General features: G+C 51.8%; 16 protein-coding genes, 4 tRNA genes and 1 rRNA gene. 16 read left to right on the plus strand and 5 right to left on the minus strand.

The annotated features are described in order from the left end of the window. The first annotated feature begins 139 nt into the window (after window positions 1-139). The 3 genes from rrf (at window position 140) to birA (ending at window position 2,433) form a co-directional block, all read left to right on the plus strand. Window positions 140-255, plus strand: a 5S ribosomal RNA gene (gene rrf / locus C0557_RS27070). 190 nt (window positions 256-445) lie between these two features. Beyond that, on the plus strand, window positions 446-1,474 hold the full coding sequence (gene murB / locus C0557_RS27075; RefSeq protein WP_208662695.1) for a UDP-N-acetylmuramate dehydrogenase: 1,029 nt from the start codon (window positions 446-448) through the stop codon (window positions 1,472-1,474). Beyond that, window positions 1,471-2,433: a bifunctional biotin--[acetyl-CoA-carboxylase] ligase/biotin operon repressor BirA gene (birA, locus tag C0557_RS27080; protein ID WP_208662697.1), complete on the plus strand. Its 963-nt coding sequence runs from the start codon at window positions 1,471-1,473 to the stop codon at window positions 2,431-2,433. The genes murB and birA overlap by 4 nt, the downstream gene beginning before the upstream one ends. A 26-nt stretch (window positions 2,434-2,459) precedes the next feature. Here birA and coaA read toward each other — a convergent pair whose 3' ends face one another. Both coaA and C0557_RS27090 read right to left on the minus strand, forming a co-directional pair. Next, entirely contained in the window at window positions 2,460-3,410 is a 951-nt protein-coding gene (coaA, locus tag C0557_RS27085) for a type I pantothenate kinase (protein ID WP_035890515.1), read from the minus strand. A gap of 202 nt (window positions 3,411-3,612) precedes the next feature. Further along, window positions 3,613-4,161, minus strand: coding sequence for an N-acetyltransferase (locus C0557_RS27090; protein WP_208662699.1), 549 nt, complete (start codon window positions 4,159-4,161; stop codon window positions 3,613-3,615). Window positions 4,162-4,488: 327 nt separating this feature from the next. Here C0557_RS27090 and C0557_RS27095 point away from each other — a divergent pair. From C0557_RS27095 to rpoC, 13 genes are all read left to right on the plus strand, one after another. Next, window positions 4,489-4,564 (plus strand) — tRNA-Thr (locus C0557_RS27095). Between the two features lie 8 nt (window positions 4,565-4,572). Then, a tRNA-Tyr gene (locus C0557_RS27100) sits at window positions 4,573-4,657 on the plus strand. Window positions 4,658-4,768: 111 nt separating this feature from the next. Beyond that, window positions 4,769-4,843, plus strand: a tRNA-Gly gene (locus C0557_RS27105). A 6-nt stretch (window positions 4,844-4,849) separates the two neighbouring features. Further along, window positions 4,850-4,925, plus strand: a tRNA-Thr gene (locus C0557_RS27110). A 114-nt stretch (window positions 4,926-5,039) separates the two neighbouring features. Beyond that, on the plus strand, window positions 5,040-6,224 hold the full coding sequence (gene tuf / locus C0557_RS27115) for an elongation factor Tu (protein WP_208662701.1): 1,185 nt from the start codon (window positions 5,040-5,042) through the stop codon (window positions 6,222-6,224). Between the two features lie 228 nt (window positions 6,225-6,452). Continuing rightward, window positions 6,453-6,836 (plus strand): preprotein translocase subunit SecE, encoded by a 384-nt coding sequence (gene secE, locus C0557_RS27120; protein ID WP_003033128.1) that lies wholly within the window; start codon window positions 6,453-6,455, stop codon window positions 6,834-6,836. Between the two features lies 1 nt (window position 6,837). Next, complete coding sequence (gene nusG, locus C0557_RS27125; protein ID WP_006816549.1) at window positions 6,838-7,383, plus strand: transcription termination/antitermination protein NusG; 546 nt, start codon at window positions 6,838-6,840, stop codon at window positions 7,381-7,383. A gap of 140 nt (window positions 7,384-7,523) precedes the next feature. Beyond that, on the plus strand, window positions 7,524-7,952 hold the full coding sequence (gene rplK, locus C0557_RS27130) for a 50S ribosomal protein L11 (protein ID WP_008503452.1): 429 nt from the start codon (window positions 7,524-7,526) through the stop codon (window positions 7,950-7,952). Window positions 7,953-7,955: 3 nt separating this feature from the next. Next, entirely contained in the window at window positions 7,956-8,660 is a 705-nt protein-coding gene (rplA, locus tag C0557_RS27135; RefSeq protein WP_043955791.1) for a 50S ribosomal protein L1, read from the plus strand. A gap of 297 nt (window positions 8,661-8,957) precedes the next feature. Then, window positions 8,958-9,455, plus strand: a complete 498-nt coding sequence (rplJ, locus tag C0557_RS27140) for a 50S ribosomal protein L10 (RefSeq protein WP_035890288.1) — start codon at window positions 8,958-8,960, stop codon at window positions 9,453-9,455. Between the two features lie 66 nt (window positions 9,456-9,521). After that, window positions 9,522-9,890, plus strand: a complete 369-nt coding sequence (rplL, locus tag C0557_RS27145; protein ID WP_007727297.1) for a 50S ribosomal protein L7/L12 — start codon at window positions 9,522-9,524, stop codon at window positions 9,888-9,890. Window positions 9,891-10,212: 322 nt separating this feature from the next. Continuing rightward, entirely contained in the window at window positions 10,213-14,241 is a 4,029-nt protein-coding gene (gene rpoB, locus C0557_RS27150) for a DNA-directed RNA polymerase subunit beta (protein ID WP_074780676.1), read from the plus strand. Between the two features lie 76 nt (window positions 14,242-14,317). Next, on the plus strand, window positions 14,318-18,541 hold the full coding sequence (gene rpoC / locus C0557_RS27155) for a DNA-directed RNA polymerase subunit beta' (protein WP_208662704.1): 4,224 nt from the start codon (window positions 14,318-14,320) through the stop codon (window positions 18,539-18,541). 79 nt (window positions 18,542-18,620) lie between these two features. On the opposite strand, the gene C0557_RS27160 is transcribed toward rpoC, so the two are convergent. The 3 genes from C0557_RS27160 to C0557_RS27170 all read right to left on the minus strand — a co-directional run bounded on the left by C0557_RS27160 (window position 18,621) and on the right by C0557_RS27170 (window position 20,934). Continuing rightward, complete coding sequence (locus tag C0557_RS27160; protein WP_035890295.1) at window positions 18,621-18,938, minus strand: PTS lactose/cellobiose transporter subunit IIA; 318 nt, start codon at window positions 18,936-18,938, stop codon at window positions 18,621-18,623. 4 nt (window positions 18,939-18,942) lie between these two features. Then, entirely contained in the window at window positions 18,943-19,248 is a 306-nt protein-coding gene (locus C0557_RS27165; RefSeq protein ID WP_035890299.1) for a PTS sugar transporter subunit IIB, read from the minus strand. Between the two features lie 144 nt (window positions 19,249-19,392). Further along, the gene (locus C0557_RS27170) at window positions 19,393-20,934 is read right to left on the minus strand and encodes a sensor domain-containing diguanylate cyclase (RefSeq protein ID WP_208662706.1); all 1,542 of its coding nucleotides are present in this window, start codon (window positions 20,932-20,934) and stop codon (window positions 19,393-19,395) included. Window positions 20,935-21,088 lie beyond the last annotated feature (154 nt).

Here is a 21,088-nt window from a genome sequence, read left to right on the forward strand (position 1 = left end):
TGCGTTGAGCTAACCGGTACTAATGAACCGTGAGGCTTAACCTTACAACGCCGAAGATGTTTTGGCGGTGAGAGACGATATTCAGCCTGATACAGATTAGACCGGTGTGCCCTGAGGGCATGACGGTAAACAGAATTTGCCTGGCGGCACTAGCGCGGTGGTCCCACCTGACCCCATGCCGAACTCAGAAGTGAAACGCCGTAGCGCCGATGGTAGTGTGGGGTCTCCCCATGCGAGAGTAGGGAACTGCCAGGCATCAAATCGGTGAAGAGGCCATCCGTAAGGATGGCCTTTTTGCGTTGAGCCAGAAGCTGAAGCGGAACAGACAGGGAAGCCCCGTGCGCAGGTACGGGGCTTTTTTGCTTTATGCCTGCCTTAAACACCACAAGCGCTCGTCACCTGGATACGGTAAACTTAGCCGTGTTTTTGCATCAGGATATCGCTAATGAATCACTCCCTTAAACCATGGAATACCTTTGGTATTGATCGGAATGCCCACCATATTGTCTGTGCCGAAACGTCGCAGCAACTGCTCAGTGCATGGCAGGCTGCGGTACAGAGCCAGCAGGCTGTGCTGATTCTGGGTGAAGGCAGTAACGTACTGTTTCTGGAGGATTTTTCCGGAACAGTCATTATCAACCGTATTATGGGTATTGAGGTGCGTGAAGAAGCCGATGCATGGTATCTACACGTCGGCGCGGGCGAAAATTGGCATCACCTGGTGCAACTGACTCTGGAACAGGGAATGCCAGGCCTTGAGAATCTGGCACTTATCCCGGGTTGTACGGGGAGTTCACCGATTCAGAATATCGGTGCATATGGAATCGAGTTGCAGCGCGTCTGTAATTATGTCGACTGTGTAGAACTCAGCAGTGGTGAATCTAAGCGCTTGTCCGCAGAGGCCTGTCGTTTCGGCTATCGCGACAGCATCTTTAAACATGAGTACCAGAATCGTTATGCCATTACGGCGGTCGGTTTACGTCTGGCAAAAAACTGGAAACCGGTACTTACCTACGGTGACCTGACCCGGCTTGATCCCGCAACAGTCACACCAAAAGATGTTTTTGACGCTGTATGCCATATGCGTACCACCAAATTACCGGACCCAAAAGTTAACGGGAATGCTGGTAGTTTCTTTAAAAACCCAGTGATCTCAGCAGAACAGGCGGGTATCTTACTCTCCGCCTTTCCTGATGCTCCGCACTATCCGCAGGCTGACGGTTCCGTAAAGCTGGCGGCTGGCTGGCTGATCGATCAATGTCAGCTAAAAGGCGTCGCTGTTGGCGGTGCAGCGATCCATCATTTACAAGCGCTGGTACTGATAAATACCGGGCAGGCTACAAGCGATGATGTGGTGCAACTCGCCCACCTCGTGCGCCAGCGCGTAGGCGAGAAGTTTAATGTCTGGCTCGAGCCGGAAGTGCGTTTTATCGGTTGTGCCGGTGAGGTGAATGCCGTGGAGACGATTGCATGAAGGATAATACCGTTCCGTTAACGCTGATCTCTATTCTGGCAAATGGCGAATTCCATTCCGGCGAGCAACTGGGTGAACGCCTGGGAATGAGCCGCGCGGCAATCAATAAACATGTCCAGACCCTTCGTGACTGGGGAATCGAAGTCTTTACCGTTCCGGGTAAAGGTTACAGTTTACCAGAACCTATCCAGCTTCTGGACGAAACATTGATCCGTTCACGTATCACGCAGGGGAATATTACCGTTTTACCGGTGATTGATTCGACAAATCAGTATCTGCTGGATCGCCTTAATGAGCTGCATTCAGGTGATGCCTGCGTGGCGGAATATCAACAGGCAGGCCGTGGTCGCCGTGGCCGAAAATGGATCTCTCCGTTCGGTTCGAATCTCTATATCTCCATGTACTGGCGTCTGGAGCAAGGGCCAGCAGCGGCAATTGGGTTAAGTCTGGTGATAGGTATTGTAATGGCGGAAGTTTTACGCGATTTAGGTGCCGATCAGGTGCGGGTTAAATGGCCGAATGATCTCTATCTTCAGGATCGTAAACTGGCTGGTATCCTCGTCGAATTAACCGGTAAAACTGGCGATGCGGCGCAGATCGTGATTGGCGCTGGAGTTAATCTGATGATGCGTAAAGCACAGGCTGAAGACATCAGCCAGAGCTGGATTAATCTGCAGGAAGCCGGTGTTCGCATCGATCGCAACATGCTCGCCATACGTCTGGTTACGGAATTACGCACTGCACTGAAATGCTTTGAACAAGAAGGGCTTGCTCCGTTCCTTTCCCGCTGGGAAAAACTGGATAACTTTATTAATCGTCCGGTAAAACTGATTATCGGTGAGAAAGAAATTGTTGGTATTTCCCGGGGTATTGATGCGCAAGGAGCACTACTGCTTGAACAGGATGGGGTTATAAGACCCTGGGTCGGCGGAGAAATTTCACTGCGCAGCGCAGAATAAACAGGGGAGCGAGACGCTCCCTTTATTTATTTACGCAAACGAACCTGCTCAACCGCATGGTTAGCGCTTTTAGTCATAATCAGGCTGGCCCGCTCGCGGGTTGGTAAAATATTTTCTTTAAGATTTAACCCGTTAATTTCTTTCCACAGCGACAAGGCGATCTCAATCGCTTCCTGTTCGGATAATTTCGCATAATTGTGGAAATAAGAATCAGGGTTGGTAAATGCGCCTTCGCGGAACTTCAGGAAGCGGTTGATATACCAGGTTTGTAATAGATCTTCCGGTGCATCAACATAAATAGAAAAATCGACAAAATCGGAGACAAATACGTGATGCGGGTCATGAGGATAATCCATACCGCTCTGTAATACATTCAACCCTTCGAGAATTAAAATATCAGGCTGAGCGACTGTTTTATCTCCATCCGGGATCACGTCATATATCAGATGCGAATAAACCGGCGCTGTGACATTCGGCACCCCGGATTTAATATCCGAAACAAACTGCACCAGGCGATGCATATCATAAGATTGAGGGAAGCCTTTTTTCTTCATTAGCCCACGATCTTTCAGCACCTGATTGGGATGCAGAAAACCATCCGTTGTAATTAGTTCAACACGACGATGTTCTGGCCAGCGGCTCAATAATGCCTGTAGCACACGGGCGGTAGTACTTTTCCCTACCGCCACGCTGCCCGCAATGCTGATGATGTACGGAATGCGTTGCCCGTTCGTCCCAAGGAATTGCTCAAGTACGGCCTGGCGGCGCAGGTTCGAACTGATATAGAAATTGAGTAAACGGGAAAGGGGGAGATAAATCTCTGCAACTTCTTCCAAAGAAAGGTCTTCATTAATGCCTTTTAATCGTGCGATTTCGCCCTCGGTAAGCGTCATCGGAACTGAATCACGAAGAGCAGCCCACTGGCTGCGATTAAACTGTAAGTAAGGCGTCATTAACGTTTGCTCTTTTTTACTCATAAGCTTTATCTGCCCGCTATTACCCCTCGTCACGTAGGCTTCCGGTACGTTGTGAGAGAGAGTCTCTTAAGGTAATGCTATGGCTCGACGTTATTGAAATAAGTGGGATCAATGGGCAGGAGGTTAACACCAGATGACAGGGAATAATATGAAAAATCGCGTCTGCGTGATGCTTTCCCTCGAAAGCATCACGCTCTGCACATCAACTGGCAATAGAACGAACAAACTGATTAACCGCAAATAAACGTTTGAAGTAAATGGCTGCCGGTTGGTAATAACCATCCGCTGAACAGAGATAATCGGGAATTTCCCCAAGGCAGCGATATCCCTGCGAACGATAAAATGCTTCTGCAGCAGAACCTGACGGTGTTTCCAGCCACAGCAGACCGCGCTGGCGCATACAGGCTGTTTTCTCCAGCTCCGCCAGGAGCTTCTTCCCAATACCGCTACGCCGCACACGGCGGTGTACCAGCAACAATTTTATGTTGGCCCTGTTAAGTGCTTCAGGTTGCATGGGGAACTGCAGACTAACGCTGCCGGCAATGCCCTGCTCATCGCGTGCAATCCAGATCAGGCGCTCTCCTGTTTCCAGCTCATTGCGTAACCGTGAGAAGGTGTTTTCTGCTTCCTGCTGGCTAATTGCGCGTTGATACCCGATGGAGGCGCCACTGTGAACTGCATCCAGCAGTAGTTCAGCGAGTTCCGGACAGTAGACCGGCAAAGTAGCTGCGTTTAACAAGACAATTTTCATCGTGAAACCTCCATTGGGTTGGTGGCTAAAGCAATGCAATTAGTGATCCAACACACAATCTGTGTCTGGCTTCAGAGATATTCACTGTGGTGACGGTTTTTTGCACCATGTTAACGCAGTCGCACCGAAGAGATGCCCGATGTTGTTGCGGTTAAAGGAGACTTACTGGCGCAAAGTCGTGGAGCGTGGTGCTGTTTTTTTATACTTCATTGCATGAAATTACAGCGTTTATATAGGGTGTCGTGCAAAATGTGAGCGATAGAACGTTTTGTGCAATTTTTTTGTTGCATCAACTCCTCTGTCTCCCTAGAATGCGCGCTACTTGATGCCGACTTAGCTCAGTAGGTAGAGCAACTGACTTGTAATCAGTAGGTCACCAGTTCGATTCCGGTAGTCGGCACCATCAAGTCCGGTGGGGTTCCCGAGCGGCCAAAGGGAGCAGACTGTAAATCTGCCGTCACAGACTTCGAAGGTTCGAATCCTTCCCCCACCACCATTTTCGGTTACGTTAAAACGTAACCAGAGTTGGTGTCAGTAGTGAATCAGCTCTTAGGGAGAGAATCTTCTCCCGATAATACAGAAGCACTGGGTAGCCGAGTTTCAGGATGCGGGCATCGTATAATGGCTATTACCTCAGCCTTCCAAGCTGATGATGCGGGTTCGATTCCCGCTGCCCGCTCCACGATGTGCTGATATGGCTCAGTTGGTAGAGCGCACCCTTGGTAAGGGTGAGGTCCCCAGTTCGACTCTGGGTATCAGCACCACTTCATTTCTCCTCCCTGGTTTTTCTTCTGTTATTTAGCATTCAACAAGTCGGGCATGTTGCCTGGTTGATGTGGTGATATCACCGATTTATCCGTGTCTTAGAGGGACAATCGATGTCTAAAGAAAAATATGAACGTACAAAACCGCACGTTAACGTCGGTACTATCGGCCACGTTGACCATGGTAAAACAACGCTGACCGCTGCAATCTCTACCGTTCTGGCAGAAGCACACGGTGGTCAGGCTCGCGCATTCGACCAGATCGATAACGCGCCGGAAGAAAAAGCGCGTGGTATCACCATCAACACTTCTCACGTTGAATACGATACTGCTAACCGTCACTACGCACACGTAGACTGCCCGGGGCACGCCGATTATGTTAAAAACATGATCACCGGTGCTGCGCAGATGGACGGCGCGATCCTGGTTGTTGCTGCGACTGACGGCCCGATGCCGCAGACCCGTGAGCACATCCTGCTGGGTCGTCAGGTAGGCGTTCCGTACATCATCGTGTTCCTGAACAAATGTGACATGGTTGATGACGAAGAGCTGCTGGAACTGGTAGAGATGGAAGTTCGTGAACTGCTGTCTCAGTACGGTTTCCCGGGCGACGACACGCCGATCGTTCGTGGTTCTGCCCTGAAAGCGCTGGAAGGCGAAGCAGAGTGGAAAGCGAAGATTCTCGAACTGGCTGACTACCTGGATTCCTACATTCCGGAACCAGAGCGTGCGATTGACAAGCCGTTCCTGCTGCCGATCGAAGACGTATTCTCCATCTCCGGTCGTGGTACTGTTGTTACCGGTCGTGTAGAGCGCGGTATCATCAAAGTGGGTGAAGAAGTTGAAATCGTGGGCATCAAAGACACCGCGAAATCCACCTGTACTGGCGTTGAAATGTTCCGCAAACTGCTGGACGAAGGCCGTGCCGGTGAGAACGTAGGTGTTCTGCTGCGTGGTATCAAACGTGAAGAAATCGAACGTGGTCAGGTACTGGCTAAGCCGGGTTCCATCAAGCCGCACACCAAATTCGAATCTGAAGTTTATATCCTGTCCAAAGATGAAGGCGGCCGTCACACTCCGTTCTTCAAAGGCTACCGTCCGCAGTTCTACTTCCGTACAACTGACGTGACAGGCACCATCGAACTGCCGGAAGGCGTGGAGATGGTAATGCCGGGCGACAACATCAAAATGGTTGTTACCCTGATTCACCCGATTGCGATGGACGATGGTCTGCGTTTCGCAATCCGTGAAGGCGGCCGTACCGTTGGCGCGGGCGTTGTAGCAAAAGTTCTCAGCTAATCGCTGATAACATTTGACGCAATGCGCAAGAAGAGGGCATCATTTGATGCCCTTTTTGTACGCTTTCGAACCAGAACCTGGCTCATCAGTGATTTTTTTTGTCATAATCATTGCTGAGACAGGCTCTGTTGAGGGCGTTAGTCCGAATCTCGCCAGAGCATTTCGGTTTGGTTGCCTCGCTTATGCGGGGCAAAAATGTTTGTCTGAATTCTTGTGACAGGTTGGTTTATGAGTGCGAATACCGAAGCTCAAGGGAGCGGGCGCGGCCTGGAAGCGATGAAGTGGGTTGTTGTTGCTGTACTGCTGCTCGTGGCTATCGTTGGCAACTATCTTTATCGTGACATGATGCTGCCACTCCGCGCGCTGGCAGTTGTTATTTTGATTGCTGCAGCAGGTGGTGTCGCGCTGTTGACGACGAAGGGTAAAGCGACCGTTGCATTTGCCCGTGAAGCGAGAACCGAAGTACGTAAAGTGATTTGGCCTACTCGTCAGGAAACGTTGCACACCACATTGATCGTGGCTGCGGTAACCGCAGTCATGTCACTGATCCTGTGGGGACTGGATGGTATTCTGGTTCGCCTGGTTTCCTTTATCACTGGCCTGAGGTTCTGAGATGTCTGAAGCTCCTAAAAAGCGCTGGTACGTCGTTCAGGCGTTTTCCGGTTTTGAAGGCCGCGTAGCAACATCGCTGCGTGAGCATATCAAATTACACAACATGGAAGAGTTGTTTGGCGAAGTTATGGTTCCAACCGAAGAAGTGGTTGAAATCCGTGGCGGCCAGCGTCGCAAAAGCGAACGTAAATTCTTCCCGGGCTACGTGCTTGTCCAGATGGTAATGAATGATGCCAGTTGGCACCTGGTACGCAGCGTTCCGCGCGTTATGGGCTTCATCGGTGGTACGTCCGATCGTCCCGCGCCGATTAGCGATAAAGAAGTCGATGCGATTATGAACCGCCTTCAGCAGGTGGGTGATAAGCCGCGTCCGAAAACGTTGTTTGAGCCGGGTGAAATGGTCCGCGTTAGCGACGGTCCGTTCGCTGACTTTAACGGCGTGGTTGAAGAAGTGGACTATGAGAAGTCCCGTCTGAAAGTTTCCGTTTCTATCTTTGGTCGTGCGACTCCGGTAGAACTGGATTTCAGCCAGGTAGAAAAAGCTTAATTCTTCGGCGATCAAACGTTGCACAAGGCGTGAAATTGACATACAATTTCGCGCCTTTTGTTTTTACGGGCGATATGCACGTAAAACATCTTTAACACGGGGAGCCTTTCGGGGCGCTATACCCAAACGAGGAAATTTCAATGGCTAAGAAAGTCCAGGCCTACGTCAAGCTGCAGGTAGCAGCTGGCATGGCAAACCCGAGCCCGCCAGTCGGTCCGGCTCTGGGTCAGCAGGGTGTTAACATCATGGAATTCTGTAAAGCGTTCAACGCCAAAACAGAATCCCTGGAAAAAGGTCTGCCAATTCCGGTAGTTATTACCGTTTATGCTGACCGTTCCTTCACTTTCGTTACCAAAACGCCTCCGGCAGCAGTTCTGCTGAAGAAAGCGGCTGGTATCAAGTCTGGTTCCGGCAAGCCGAACAAAGACAAAGTGGGCAAAATCTCCCGCGCTCAGTTGCAGGAAATCGCTCAGACTAAAGCCGCGGACATGACCGGTGCTGACATTGAAGCGATGACTCGCTCAATCGAAGGTACTGCACGTTCCATGGGCCTGGTAGTGGAGGATTAAGAAATGGCTAAACTGACCAAGCGCATGCGCGTGATCCGTGACAAAGTTGATGCGACCAAACAGTACGACATCAACGAAGCCATTGCTCTGCTGAAAGAGCTGGCCACTGCTAAATTCGTAGAAAGCGTAGACGTTGCCGTTAACCTCGGCATCGACGCGCGTAAATCTGACCAGAACGTACGTGGTGCAACTGTACTGCCGCACGGTACTGGCCGTTCAGTTCGCGTTGCCGTATTTACCCAGGGCCCGAACGCTGAAGCTGCTAAAGCAGCTGGCGCAGAGCTGGTAGGTATGGAAGATCTGGCTGATCAGATCAAAAAAGGCGAAATGAACTTTGACGTTGTTATTGCTTCTCCGGATGCAATGCGCGTTGTTGGCCAGCTGGGCCAGGTTCTGGGTCCGCGTGGCCTGATGCCAAACCCGAAAGTTGGTACTGTAACTCCGAACGTTGCTGAAGCAGTTAAAAACGCTAAAGCCGGTCAGATTCGTTACCGTAACGACAAAAACGGCATCATCCACACCACCATCGGTAAAGTGAACTTTGACGCTGACAAACTGAAAGAAAACCTGGAAGCTCTGCTGGTTGCGCTGAAAAAAGCAAAACCGACTCAGGCGAAAGGCGTGTACATCAAGAAAATTAGCATCTCCACTACCATGGGTGCTGGTGTTGCGGTAGACCAGGCTGGTCTGAGCGCAGTAGCGAACTAAGATTCGCCTTTACGTGGGTGGTGAATTTGTCTACAATCTTACCCCCACGATTTGCTAGCGTAAGTTAGCAAGAAAAGATTTGTTCGTTGGAGCCTGGCCTATCCAAGCCTCCGTCGAAGACCGCAGGTGTTTCGTAAGAAGCTTAATTCCCTGCGTAGACGGTGACAGAACCTAAAGATTATTTTTAAAGTACTCTTTGGCTTGTTTCTGCTCACCGTATTAAGACGCTCTTTTCTTTGAGAAGAGTGAAGTGAGTTCCAGGGCATGAGCCCTGGCAAACATCCAGGAGCAAAGCTAATGGCTTTAAATCTTCAAGACAAACAAGCGATTGTTGCTGAAGTCAGCGAAGTAGCCAAAGGCGCGCTGTCTGCGGTTGTTGCGGATTCCCGTGGCGTGACCGTAGATAAAATGACCGAACTGCGTAAAGCGGGTCGCGAAGCTGGCGTTTACATGCGTGTTGTTCGTAACACCCTGCTGCGCCGTGCTGTTGAAGGTACTTCTTTTGAGTGCCTGAAAGACGCGTTTGTTGGTCCGACCCTGATTGCATACTCTATGGAACACCCGGGCGCTGCTGCTCGTCTGTTCAAAGAGTTCGCGAAAGCGAATGCAAAATTTGAGGTCAAAGCCGCTGCCTTTGAAGGTGAGTTGATCCCGGCGTCCCAGATCGATCGCCTGGCAACCCTGCCGACCTACGAAGAAGCAATTGCACGCCTGATGGCAACCATGAAAGAAGCCTCTGCTGGCAAACTGGTTCGTACTCTGGCTGCTGTACGCGATGCGAAAGAAGCTGCTTAATCGCAGTTTTCTTTATAAAGCATTTGCTTACGTATAAACTTATTCTGATATTCAGGAACAATTTAAATGTCTATCACTAAAGATCAAATCATTGAAGCAGTTTCCGCTATGTCCGTAATGGACGTTGTAGAACTGATTTCTGCAATGGAAGAAAAATTCGGTGTTTCTGCTGCTGCTGCTGTAGCTGTTGCTGCTGGCCCGGCTGCTGAAGCTGCTGAAGAGAAAACTGAATTCGACGTTATTCTGAAAGCCGCTGGCGCTAACAAAGTTGCTGTTATCAAAGCAGTACGTGGCGCAACTGGCCTGGGTCTGAAAGAAGCTAAAGACCTGGTAGAATCTGCTCCGGCCGCTCTGAAAGAAGGCGTGAGCAAAGATGACGCTGAAGCTCTGAAAAAATCTCTGGAAGAAGCTGGCGCTGAAGTTGAAGTTAAATAAGCCAACCCTTCCGGTTGCAGCCTGAGTAATCAGGCTGATGGCTGGTGACTTTTTGGTCACCAGCCTTTTTGCGCTGTAGAAGGTGCCGGTAGCGTTTCACACTGTTTAACTACCAGTAGCCTTTACAATGCTTGTTTCTATCGACGACTTAATATACTGCGACAGGAGCTCGCTTCTGTGTAAACCGCAATGAAATGATTTAAGCGTGATAGCAACAAGCATTGCGGAAAGTGCTCCACTTTCCGGTCAAAAAAATAGTGTTGCATAAACTGTCCTTTCGACGGGCAGAGTGGGTCGACTTGTCAGCGAGCTGAGGAACCCTATGGTTTACTCCTATACCGAGAAAAAACGTATTCGTAAGGATTTTGGTAAACGTCCACAAGTTCTGGATGTTCCATATCTCCTTTCTATCCAGCTTGACTCGTTCCAGAAGTTTATCGAGCAAGATCCTGAAGGGCAGTACGGTCTGGAAGCGGCATTCCGCTCCGTGTTCCCGATTAAGAGCTACAGCGGCAATTCGGAACTGCAATACGTCAGCTACCGTCTTGGCGAACCTGTTTTTGATGTTAAAGAGTGTCAGATCCGTGGCGTAACTTACTCCGCTCCGCTGCGCGTAAAACTGCGTCTGGTGATCTACGAGCGCGAAGCGCCGGAAGGCACTGTTAAAGATATTAAAGAACAAGAAGTCTACATGGGCGAAATTCCGCTCATGACCGACAACGGTACCTTTGTTATCAACGGTACTGAGCGTGTTATCGTTTCTCAGCTCCACCGTAGCCCAGGCGTCTTCTTTGACAGCGATAAGGGTAAAACTCACTCATCTGGTAAGGTGCTTTATAACGCACGTATTATTCCTTACCGTGGGTCCTGGCTGGACTTTGAGTTCGATCCGAAAGATAACCTGTTCGTTCGTATCGACCGTCGTCGTAAGCTGCCGGCTACCATTATCCTGCGCGCGCTGAACTACACCACTGAGCAGATCCTTGACCTGTTCTTTGAAAAAGTGGTCTTTGAGATTCGCGACAACAAACTGCAAATGGAACTGGTGCCGGAACGTCTGCGCGGCGAAACCGCGTCCTTCGACATCGAAGCGAACGGCAAAATGTATGTTGAGAAAGGCCGCCGTATTACCGCGCGCCATATCCGTCAGCTGGAAAAAGACGAGATTCAACATATCGAAGTTCCGGTTGAGTACATCGCGGGTAAAGTGGCGTCTAAAGACTATGTCGACGAATCCACTGGCGAACTGATCTGCCCGGCGAACATGGAACTGTCGCTCGATCTGCTGGCGAAGCTGAGCCAGGCTGGCCACAAACGTATCGAAACGCTGTTCACCAACGATCTGGACCACGGTCCGTACATCTCTGAGACTGTACGCGTCGACCCGACCAACGATCGACTGAGCGCGCTGGTAGAGATCTACCGTATGATGCGCCCGGGCGAACCGCCGACTCGTGAAGCGGCTGAAAGCCTGTTCGAGAACCTGTTCTTCTCTGAAGACCGCTACGATCTGTCTGCGGTTGGTCGTATGAAGTTCAACCGTTCTCTGCTGCGCGACACCATCGAAGGTTCCGGTATCCTGAGCAAAGAAGACATCATCGAAGTGATGAAAAAGCTCATCGGTATCCGTAACGGTATTGGTGAAGTGGATGATATCGACCACCTCGGCAACCGTCGTATCCGTTCCGTTGGCGAAATGGCGGAAAACCAGTTCCGCGTTGGCCTGGTGCGTGTAGAGCGTGCGGTGAAAGAGCGTCTGTCTCTGGGCGATCTGGATACCCTGATGCCACAGGATATGATCAACGCCAAGCCGATCTCCGCAGCCGTGAAAGAGTTCTTCGGTTCCAGCCAGCTGTCTCAGTTTATGGACCAGAACAACCCGTTGTCCGAGATTACGCATAAACGTCGTATTTCTGCACTCGGCCCTGGCGGTCTGACCCGTGAGCGTGCAGGCTTCGAAGTTCGAGACGTTCACCCGACCCACTACGGGCGCGTATGTCCTATCGAAACGCCTGAAGGTCCGAACATCGGTCTGATCAACTCCCTGTCCGTGTATGCACAGACTAACGAATACGGCTTCCTCGAAACGCCGTACCGTAAAGTGACTGACGGCGTGGTAACTGACGAGATCCATTACCTTTCTGCAATTGAAGAAGGTAACTACGTTATCGCTCAGGCGAACACCAACCTGACGGATGAAGGTCGTTTTGTCGACGATCTGGTGACCTGCCGCAGCAAAGGCGAATCCAGCCTCTTCAGCGCAGACCAGGTTGACTACATGGACGTTTCCACCCAGCAGGTGGTTTCCGTCGGTGCGTCCCTGATCCCATTCCTGGAACACGATGACGCCAACCGTGCATTGATGGGTGCGAACATGCAACGTCAGGCGGTTCCGACTCTGCGCGCTGATAAGCCGCTGGTTGGTACCGGTATGGAACGTGCTGTTGCCGTTGACTCCGGTGTAACCGCAGTGGCGAAACGTGGCGGTACCGTTCAGTACGTGGATGCTTCCCGTATCGTTATCAAAGTTAACGAAGACGAGATGTACCCGGGCGAAGCAGGGATCGACATCTATAACCTGACCAAATATACCCGTTCTAACCAGAACACCTGCATCAACCAGATGCCGTGTGTTTACCTGGGTGAACCAATTGAGCGCGGCGACGTGCTGGCAGACGGCCCGTCCACCGACCTCGGTGAACTGGCACTCGGCCAGAACATGCGCGTAGCGTTCATGCCGTGGAACGGTTACAACTTCGAAGACTCCATCCTCGTCTCCGAACGCGTTGTTCAGGAAGATCGCTTTACAACGATCCACATTCAGGAACTGGCGTGCGTGTCCCGTGACACCAAGCTGGGGCCGGAAGAGATCACCGCTGACATCCCGAACGTGGGTGAAGCTGCGCTCTCCAAACTGGATGAATCCGGTATCGTTTACATTGGTGCGGAAGTGACCGGCGGCGACATTCTGGTGGGTAAAGTAACGCCGAAAGGCGAAACTCAGCTGACGCCAGAAGAGAAACTGCTGCGCGCGATCTTCGGTGAGAAAGCGTCTGACGTTAAAGACTCTTCTCTGCGCGTGCCGAACGGTGTTTCCGGTACTGTTATCGACGTTCAGGTCTTTACCCGCGATGGCGTGGAAAAAGACAAACGTGCGCTGGAAATCGAAGAAATGCAGCTGAAGCAGGCGAAGAAAGATCTGTCTGAAGAACTGCAAATCCTCGAAGCTGGCCTGTTTAGCCGTATCCATACAGTGCTGGTTTCCGGCGGCGTTGAAGCTGAGAAGCTCGACAAACTGCCGCGCGACCGCTGGCTGGAACTCGGTCTGACCGACGAAGCGAAACAAAATCAGCTGGAGCAACTGGCTGAGCAGTACGACGAACTGAAACACGAGTTCGAGAAAAAACTCGAAGCGAAACGCCGCAAAATCACTCAGGGCGACGATCTGGCACCGGGCGTGCTGAAGATTGTTAAGGTTTATCTGGCTGTTAAACGTCAGATCCAGCCTGGTGATAAGATGGCAGGTCGTCACGGTAACAAAGGTGTTATTTCTAAGATCAACCCGATCGAAGATATGCCTTACGATGAAAACGGCACGCCGGTAGACATCGTACTGAACCCGCTGGGCGTACCGTCTCGTATGAACATCGGTCAGATCCTCGAAACCCACCTGGGGATGGCTGCGAAAGGTATCGGCGACAAGATTAACGCCATGCTGAAACAGCAGCAGGAAGTCGCGAAATTGCGCGAATTCATCCAGCGTGCATACGATCTGGGCGCTGATGTTCGTCAGAAAGTTGACCTGAATACCTTCAGTGATGAAGAAGTTCTGCGTCTGGCTGAAAACCTGCGCAAAGGCATGCCGATCGCAACGCCGGTATTCGACGGTGCGAAAGAGTCCGAAATCAAGGAACTGTTACAGCTGGGTGGCCTGCCGACTTCCGGTCAGATCACTCTGTTCGACGGTCGTACCGGTGAGCAATTCGAGCGCCAGGTTACCGTTGGCTACATGTACATGCTGAAACTGAACCACCTGGTTGATGACAAGATGCATGCGCGTTCCACCGGTTCTTACAGCCTGGTTACTCAGCAGCCGCTGGGTGGTAAGGCACAGTTCGGTGGTCAGCGCTTCGGTGAGATGGAAGTATGGGCACTGGAAGCATATGGTGCCGCCTACACCCTGCAAGAAATGCTTACCGTTAAGTCTGATGACGTGAACGGTCGAACCAAGATGTATAAAAACATCGTGGACGGCAACCATCAGATGGAACCAGGTATGCCGGAATCCTTCAACGTACTGTTGAAAGAGATCCGTTCTCTGGGTATCAACATCGAACTGGAAGACGAGTAATTCTCGCTCAAACAGGTCACCGCTGTCGGGGTAATGCCCGGCAGCGGAATGTGCTAACTCCGACGGGAGCCAATCCGTGAAAGACTTATTAAAGTTTCTGAAAGCGCAAACTAAAACCGAAGAGTTTGATGCGATCAAAATTGCTCTGGCTTCGCCAGACATGATCCGTTCCTGGTCTTTCGGTGAAGTGAAAAAGCCGGAAACCATTAACTACCGTACGTTCAAGCCTGAGCGTGACGGTCTTTTCTGCGCCCGTATCTTTGGGCCGGTAAAAGACTACGAGTGCCTGTGCGGTAAGTACAAGCGCCTGAAACACCGTGGTGTGATCTGTGAGAAGTGCGGCGTTGAAGTGACCCAGACTAAAGTACGCCGTGAGCGTATGGGCCACATCGAGCTGGCGTCTCCGACCGCGCACATCTGGTTCCTGAAATCCCTGCCGTCCCGTATCGGCCTGCTGCTGGATATGCCGCTGCGCGATATCGAACGTGTTCTGTACTTCGAATCCTATGTGGTTATCGAAGGCGGTATGACCAATCTGGAACGCAACCAGATCCTGACCGAAGAACAGTACCTGGACGCGCTGGAAGAGTTCGGTGACGAATTCGACGCGAAAATGGGCGCCGAAGCTATTCAGGCCCTGCTGAAAAGCATGGATCTGGAGCAAGAGTGCGAACAGCTGCGCGAAGAGCTGAACGAAACTAACTCCGAAACCAAACGTAAGAAGCTGACCAAGCGTATCAAACTGCTGGAAGCCTTCGTACAGTCTGGTAACAAACCGGAATGGATGATTCTGACCGTTCTGCCAGTACTGCCGCCGGACCTGCGTCCGCTGGTTCCGCTGGATGGTGGTCGTTTCGCTACGTCGGATCTGAACGATCTGTACCGTCGCGTGATCAACCGTAACAACCGTCTGAAACGTCTGCTGGATCTGGCGGCGCCGGATATCATCGTACGCAACGAAAAACGTATGCTGCAGGAAGCGGTTGATGCCCTGCTGGATAACGGCCGTCGCGGTCGTGCGATCACCGGTTCCAACAAACGTCCGCTGAAATCTTTGGCCGATATGATCAAAGGTAAACAGGGTCGTTTCCGTCAGAACCTGCTCGGTAAACGTGTTGACTACTCCGGTCGTTCTGTAATCACCGTAGGTCCATACCTGCGTCTGCATCAGTGCGGCCTGCCGAAGAAAATGGCGCTGGAACTGTTCAAACCGTTCATCTACGGCAAGCTGGAACTGCGTGGCCTCGCCACCACCATCAAAGCCGCGAAGAAAATGGTTGAGCGCGAAGAAGCTGTCGTTTGGGATATCCTGGACGAAGTTATCCGCGAACACCCGGTACTGCTGAACCGTGCACCAACTCTGCACCGTCTGGGTATCCAGGCGTTTGAACCGGTACTGATCGAAGGTAAAGCTATCCAGCTGCACCCGCTGGTTTGTGCGGCATACAACGCCGACTTCGATGGTGACCAGATGGCTGTTCACGTACCGCTGACGCTGGAAGCCCAGTTGGAAGCGCGTGCGCTGATGATGTCTACCAACAACATTCTGTCTCCGGCGAACGGCGAACCTATCATCGTTCCGTCTCAGGACGTTGTACTGGGTCTGTACTACATGACCCGTGACTGTGTTAACGCCAAAGGCGAAGGCATGGTGCTGACTGGCCCGAAAGAAGCTGAGCGTATTTACCGCGCTGGCCTGGCCTCTCTGCATGCGCGCGTTAAAGTGCGTATCACCGAATATGAAAAAGATGCTAACGGCGAATTCGTTGCGAAAACCAGCCTGAAAGACACGACCGTTGGTCGCGCCATTCTGTGGATGATCGTACCGAAAGGTCTGCCTTTCACCATCGTCAACCAGGCGCTGGGCAAGAAAGCGATCTCCAAAATGCTGAACACCTGTTACCGCATTCTGGGCCTGAAACCGACCGTTATTTTTGCGGACCAGACGATGTACACCGGCTTTGCTTATGCAGCGCGTTCAGGTGCATCCGTTGGTATCGATGACATGGTCATCCCGGAGAAAAAACACGAGATCATCAGCGAAGCGGAAGCCGAAGTTGCTGAGATTCAGGAGCAGTTCCAGTCTGGTCTGGTAACCGCTGGCGAACGCTACAACAAAGTTATCGATATTTGGGCTGCGGCGAACGATCGCGTATCCAAAGCGATGATGGACAACCTGCAAACTGAAACCGTGATTAACCGTGACGGCCAGGAAGAGCAGCAGGTTTCCTTTAACAGCATCTACATGATGGCCGACTCCGGTGCGCGTGGTTCTGCAGCCCAGATTCGTCAGCTTGCTGGTATGCGTGGTCTGATGGCGAAGCCGGATGGCTCCATCATCGAAACGCCGATCACCGCGAACTTCCGTGAAGGTCTGAACGTACTCCAGTACTTCATCTCCACGCACGGTGCGCGTAAAGGTCTGGCGGATACCGCACTGAAAACAGCGAACTCCGGTTACCTGACTCGTCGTCTCGTAGACGTAGCGCAGGATCTGGTGGTCACCGAAGACGATTGTGGCACCCTCGAAGGGATCACCATGACGCCGGTTATCGAAGGTGGCGACGTGAAAGAGCCGCTGCGCGATCGCGTTCTGGGTCGTGTGACTGCGGAAGACATCCTGAAGCCGGGTACCGCAGATATTCTGGTTCCGCGCAACACGCTGCTGCACGAACAGTGGTGTGACCTGCTGGAAGCGAACTCTGTTGACTCCGTCAAAGTGCGTTCCGTTGTATCCTGTGACACCGACTTTGGTGTGTGTGCCCACTGCTATGGTCGTGACCTGGCGCGTGGCCACATCATCAACAAAGGTGAAGCCATCGGCGTTATCGCGGCACAGTCTATCGGTGAGCCGGGTACACAGCTTACGATGCGTACGTTCCACATCGGTGGTGCGGCATCTCGTGCGGCTGCTGAATCCAGCATTCAGGTGAAAAACAAAGGTAGCATCCGTCTGAGCAACGCGAAGTCGGTTGTTAACTCCAGCGGCAAACTGGTTGTCACCTCCCGTAACACTGAGCTGAAATTGATCGACGAATTCGGTCGTACCAAAGAAAGCTATAAAGTGCCTTACGGTGCGGTAATGGCGAAGGGTGATGGCGAGCAGGTTGCTGGCGGTGAAACCGTTGCAAACTGGGATCCGCACACCATGCCGGTTATCACCGAAGTGAGCGGTTTTATTCGCTTCACCGACATGATCGATGGTCAGACGATTACCCGTCAGACCGACGAACTGACCGGTCTGTCTTCGCTGGTGGTTCTGGATTCTGCAGAACGTACTACCGGTGGTAAAGACCTGCGTCCGGCCCTGAAAATTGTTGACGCCAATGGTAACGACGTACTGATCCCAGGCACCGATATGCCTGCACAGTACTTCCTGCCGGGTAAAGCGATTGTTCAGTTGGAAGATGGCGTTCAGATCAGCTCTGGTGACACCCTGGCGCGTATTCCGCAGGAATCCGGCGGTACCAAGGATATTACCGGTGGTCTGCCGCGCGTTGCGGATCTGTTCGAAGCACGTCGTCCGAAAGAGCCGGCAATCCTGGCTGAAATCAGCGGTATCATTTCCTTCGGTAAAGAAACCAAAGGGAAACGCCGTCTGGTGATCACGCCGGTTGACGGTAGCGATCCGTACGAAGAGATGATTCCGAAATGGCGTCAGCTCAACGTGTTTGAAGGTGAGCGTGTAGAACGTGGTGACGTGGTTTCCGACGGTCCGGAAGCTCCGCACGACATTCTGCGTCTTCGTGGCGTACACGCGGTAACGCGTTACATCACCAACGAAGTCCAGGACGTTTACCGTCTGCAAGGCGTTAAGATCAACGATAAGCACATCGAAGTTATCGTTCGTCAGATGCTGCGTAAAGCCACCATCGTTAACGCAGGAAGCTCCGACTTCCTGGAAGGTGAGCAGGTGGAATACTCTCGCGTTAAGATCGCCAACCGCGACCTGGAAGCGAGCGGCAAAATCGGTGCAACCTATGCACGCGATCTGCTGGGTATCACCAAAGCGTCTCTGGCAACCGAGTCCTTCATCTCCGCGGCATCGTTCCAGGAGACGACTCGTGTGCTTACCGAAGCAGCCGTTGCGGGCAAACGCGACGAACTGCGCGGTCTGAAAGAGAACGTCATCGTGGGTCGTCTGATCCCGGCCGGTACCGGTTATGCGTACCACCAGGATCGTATGCGCCGTCGCGCCGCTGGCGAACTGCCGGCAGCACCGCAGGTCACTGCGGAAGATGCGACTGCGAGCCTGGCAGAACTGCTGAACGCAGGTCTGGGTGGTTCCGACAACGAGTAATCGTTACGCCTAATAAAAAACCCGCTTCGGCGGGTTTTTTTATGCCTGCGATACAGGCCTGTTTGCGGTGTTTGTTGCGTCAATTACGCAGCGGCAGACGACGATACAGCTCAATCATGTCACCCGCCAGATCCTGAATCACCATCGCGTTCATCAGATGATCCTGCGAATGGACGGTAATCAGATTGACCGGCAGTTTGCCTGTCCCTTCATCCAGCCCAATCAACTGGGTCTGAATTTTATGCGCGGCTTTAACGAATTCCCGTGACTCTTCCATCGCCTGTTCCGCCGCGTCAAAATCGCCTTTACGTGCCTGTTGCAGCGCAGTCAACGCCTGGCTGCGCGCGGCGCCCGCGTTAACCAGCAGTTCCATAATGATGGTTTCTAAATCTTCCATGCGCTCACTCCAGAAGCTTAAGGGCTTTTTCAAGTACGACATCGCCTTTCATCATGCCGTAATCCATCATGTCGATAACCGCGACCTTTTTCCCCAACGGCTCCGCCTGTGCCTGCAATTTTGCCTGCTCGTATTTCACTTGTGGCCCCAGCAACACAATATCCGCCGTTGCAATCTCGTCCTTAAATTCCGCAACGGGAACCGCTTTGATAGAAACTTCGACCCCTTTCTTCTGCGCTGCATCTTTCATCCGCTGCACCAGCATGCTGGTGGACATACCCGCAGCACAACATAAAACGATGTTTTTCATAGTCAGCCTCGTGTTGATGGGATAGTTGATAATTATCCAGCGCAGTTGAGATCAACAACCGCTTTACCGTGATTGTGTGTATGGCATCACAAAGAAACCCTGCTTCACCTGAAACCGGTTACAACTGGTGCAACGGTGCGCGCACTAATTCGCATTCGCCAGTAGAATCTGGTTCTTACCCTGCTGCTTGGCTTGATACAACGCTTCATCGACGCCGGTGACGAGTTGTTCCAGCGATTCCATATGCCACTCGCCCAGCCCGGCGCTGAAGGTCACAACCAGGCCGTCTTCACGCCAGCCACGATTTGCCACATTGCTTCGCCACTCTTCGAGATAAGCCTGTGAATTTTCAATATGCGTCTCAGGGAAAATCACTGCAAACTCTTCTCCGCCGTAGCGATAAAGCGAAATGCCATGCGGCTGCATCACTTTCAGCCCTTCACGCGCGACATTGCGCAGGACAATATCACCGCTTAAATGACCCCATGTATCATTGATGGATTTGAAGTTATCGATATCCACCAGCGCCAGTGCGAAGGGTTGATGATCGTTCATCAGGGCGGCAATATCAGCATCGAAAGCGCGCCGGTTTTTGCAGTTAGTCAACGCATCAATAGTGGCCTGGCGCACCCATGATTGTTCACGCTCTTTGTTGCTTTTGATCGCTTTGCTCAGCATGGCTTCCAGCTTCGGTGCCCGTTTTACATCGCCCGTGTTGATGGCATTGATGATATTGATCAGCACGGTCCTTGAGGCATGACGAAGGTAAAGCCCGAACAGAATAATCACGACGGCTGCCGTACCAAAGCCCCAGCCGACGATCATGGTCGCGTGGCGGGTAAGGTTATTCAGCGTGCTGTTTTGAACCTTGTAGATGGCAAGCCAGTCCGGGTTGGTAAACGCATAGTAGTAATACCAGGTCGCGTTTTTTTCATCATAAACAGAGCCTTCACCGCCGGTCATTGCCGCCAGCAGTAACGGGCTGATAAATGCTTTAAACAGCGAACTGGTATCCGGATGCAGCATCGCTTTGCCTTCACGATCGACCACGAAAAATTCCCCCTGCATCGGCGCCTGCATCGTACGCAGTGTGAAACTCATCGAAACCAGATCGAGATGGAATGCCAGCGTTCCCTTCAGCTTGCCATCGAGGGAGATCACCGGCTTATAGAGGCTCACCGTCGGGTTATGAGTAAAGTAATCCGTATACGTGTCGGTGTAGTGGTTAAACATGCTCGACTCGGCCTGATGCATAAACCACGGGCGTGTGCTGGCATCGAAACTATCGCTTACGCTGCCCGCTATCACCTGCGGAGCGCGCAGATACCTTCCCTGCGAGTCTGCAAGTGAAATAGAAGAAACCGTCGGCATCAGCGCCAACAGCTTCATCATTAATTGCAGACCCTGCTCGCGATCGCCGTTGACGGTTTCATCTAAATTGTTGCCTTGCGCTAAAAATAGCGCGGCGCGACTAAGGATGTAGTCATTTTCCCGCAGGATCGACTGGGCATGGTTCACGGCCAGGTTATGGGTGAAGTTACGGTTAATGTCCTGATATTGTTCCAGCATCTCTTTGCGCTGGCTGAAGATAACCAGGATAGCGATCATCACAAATCCCGCGAAGATCCCGATAAAGCTCACCAGAATGGGGGCGGTGAAAGAGAGTTGTCGATTATGAATTTTCATATCCTTGAGCATTCATCATATGAGTGGCAGATAAAGTATAGGGGGCTGGAAGAAAGATGCTGGCAGCCGAACGGTGTGTTATCAGTCCGTTGTGTGGCAAATTATATCTCTAGCAGATGTTGCTATGGCTAAGTATCGTTCTCTATAGATGTGA

Source organism: Kosakonia sp. MUSA4 (assembly GCF_013085925.1).
Lineage (GTDB): Bacteria > Pseudomonadota > Gammaproteobacteria > Enterobacterales > Enterobacteriaceae > Kosakonia > Kosakonia sacchari_B.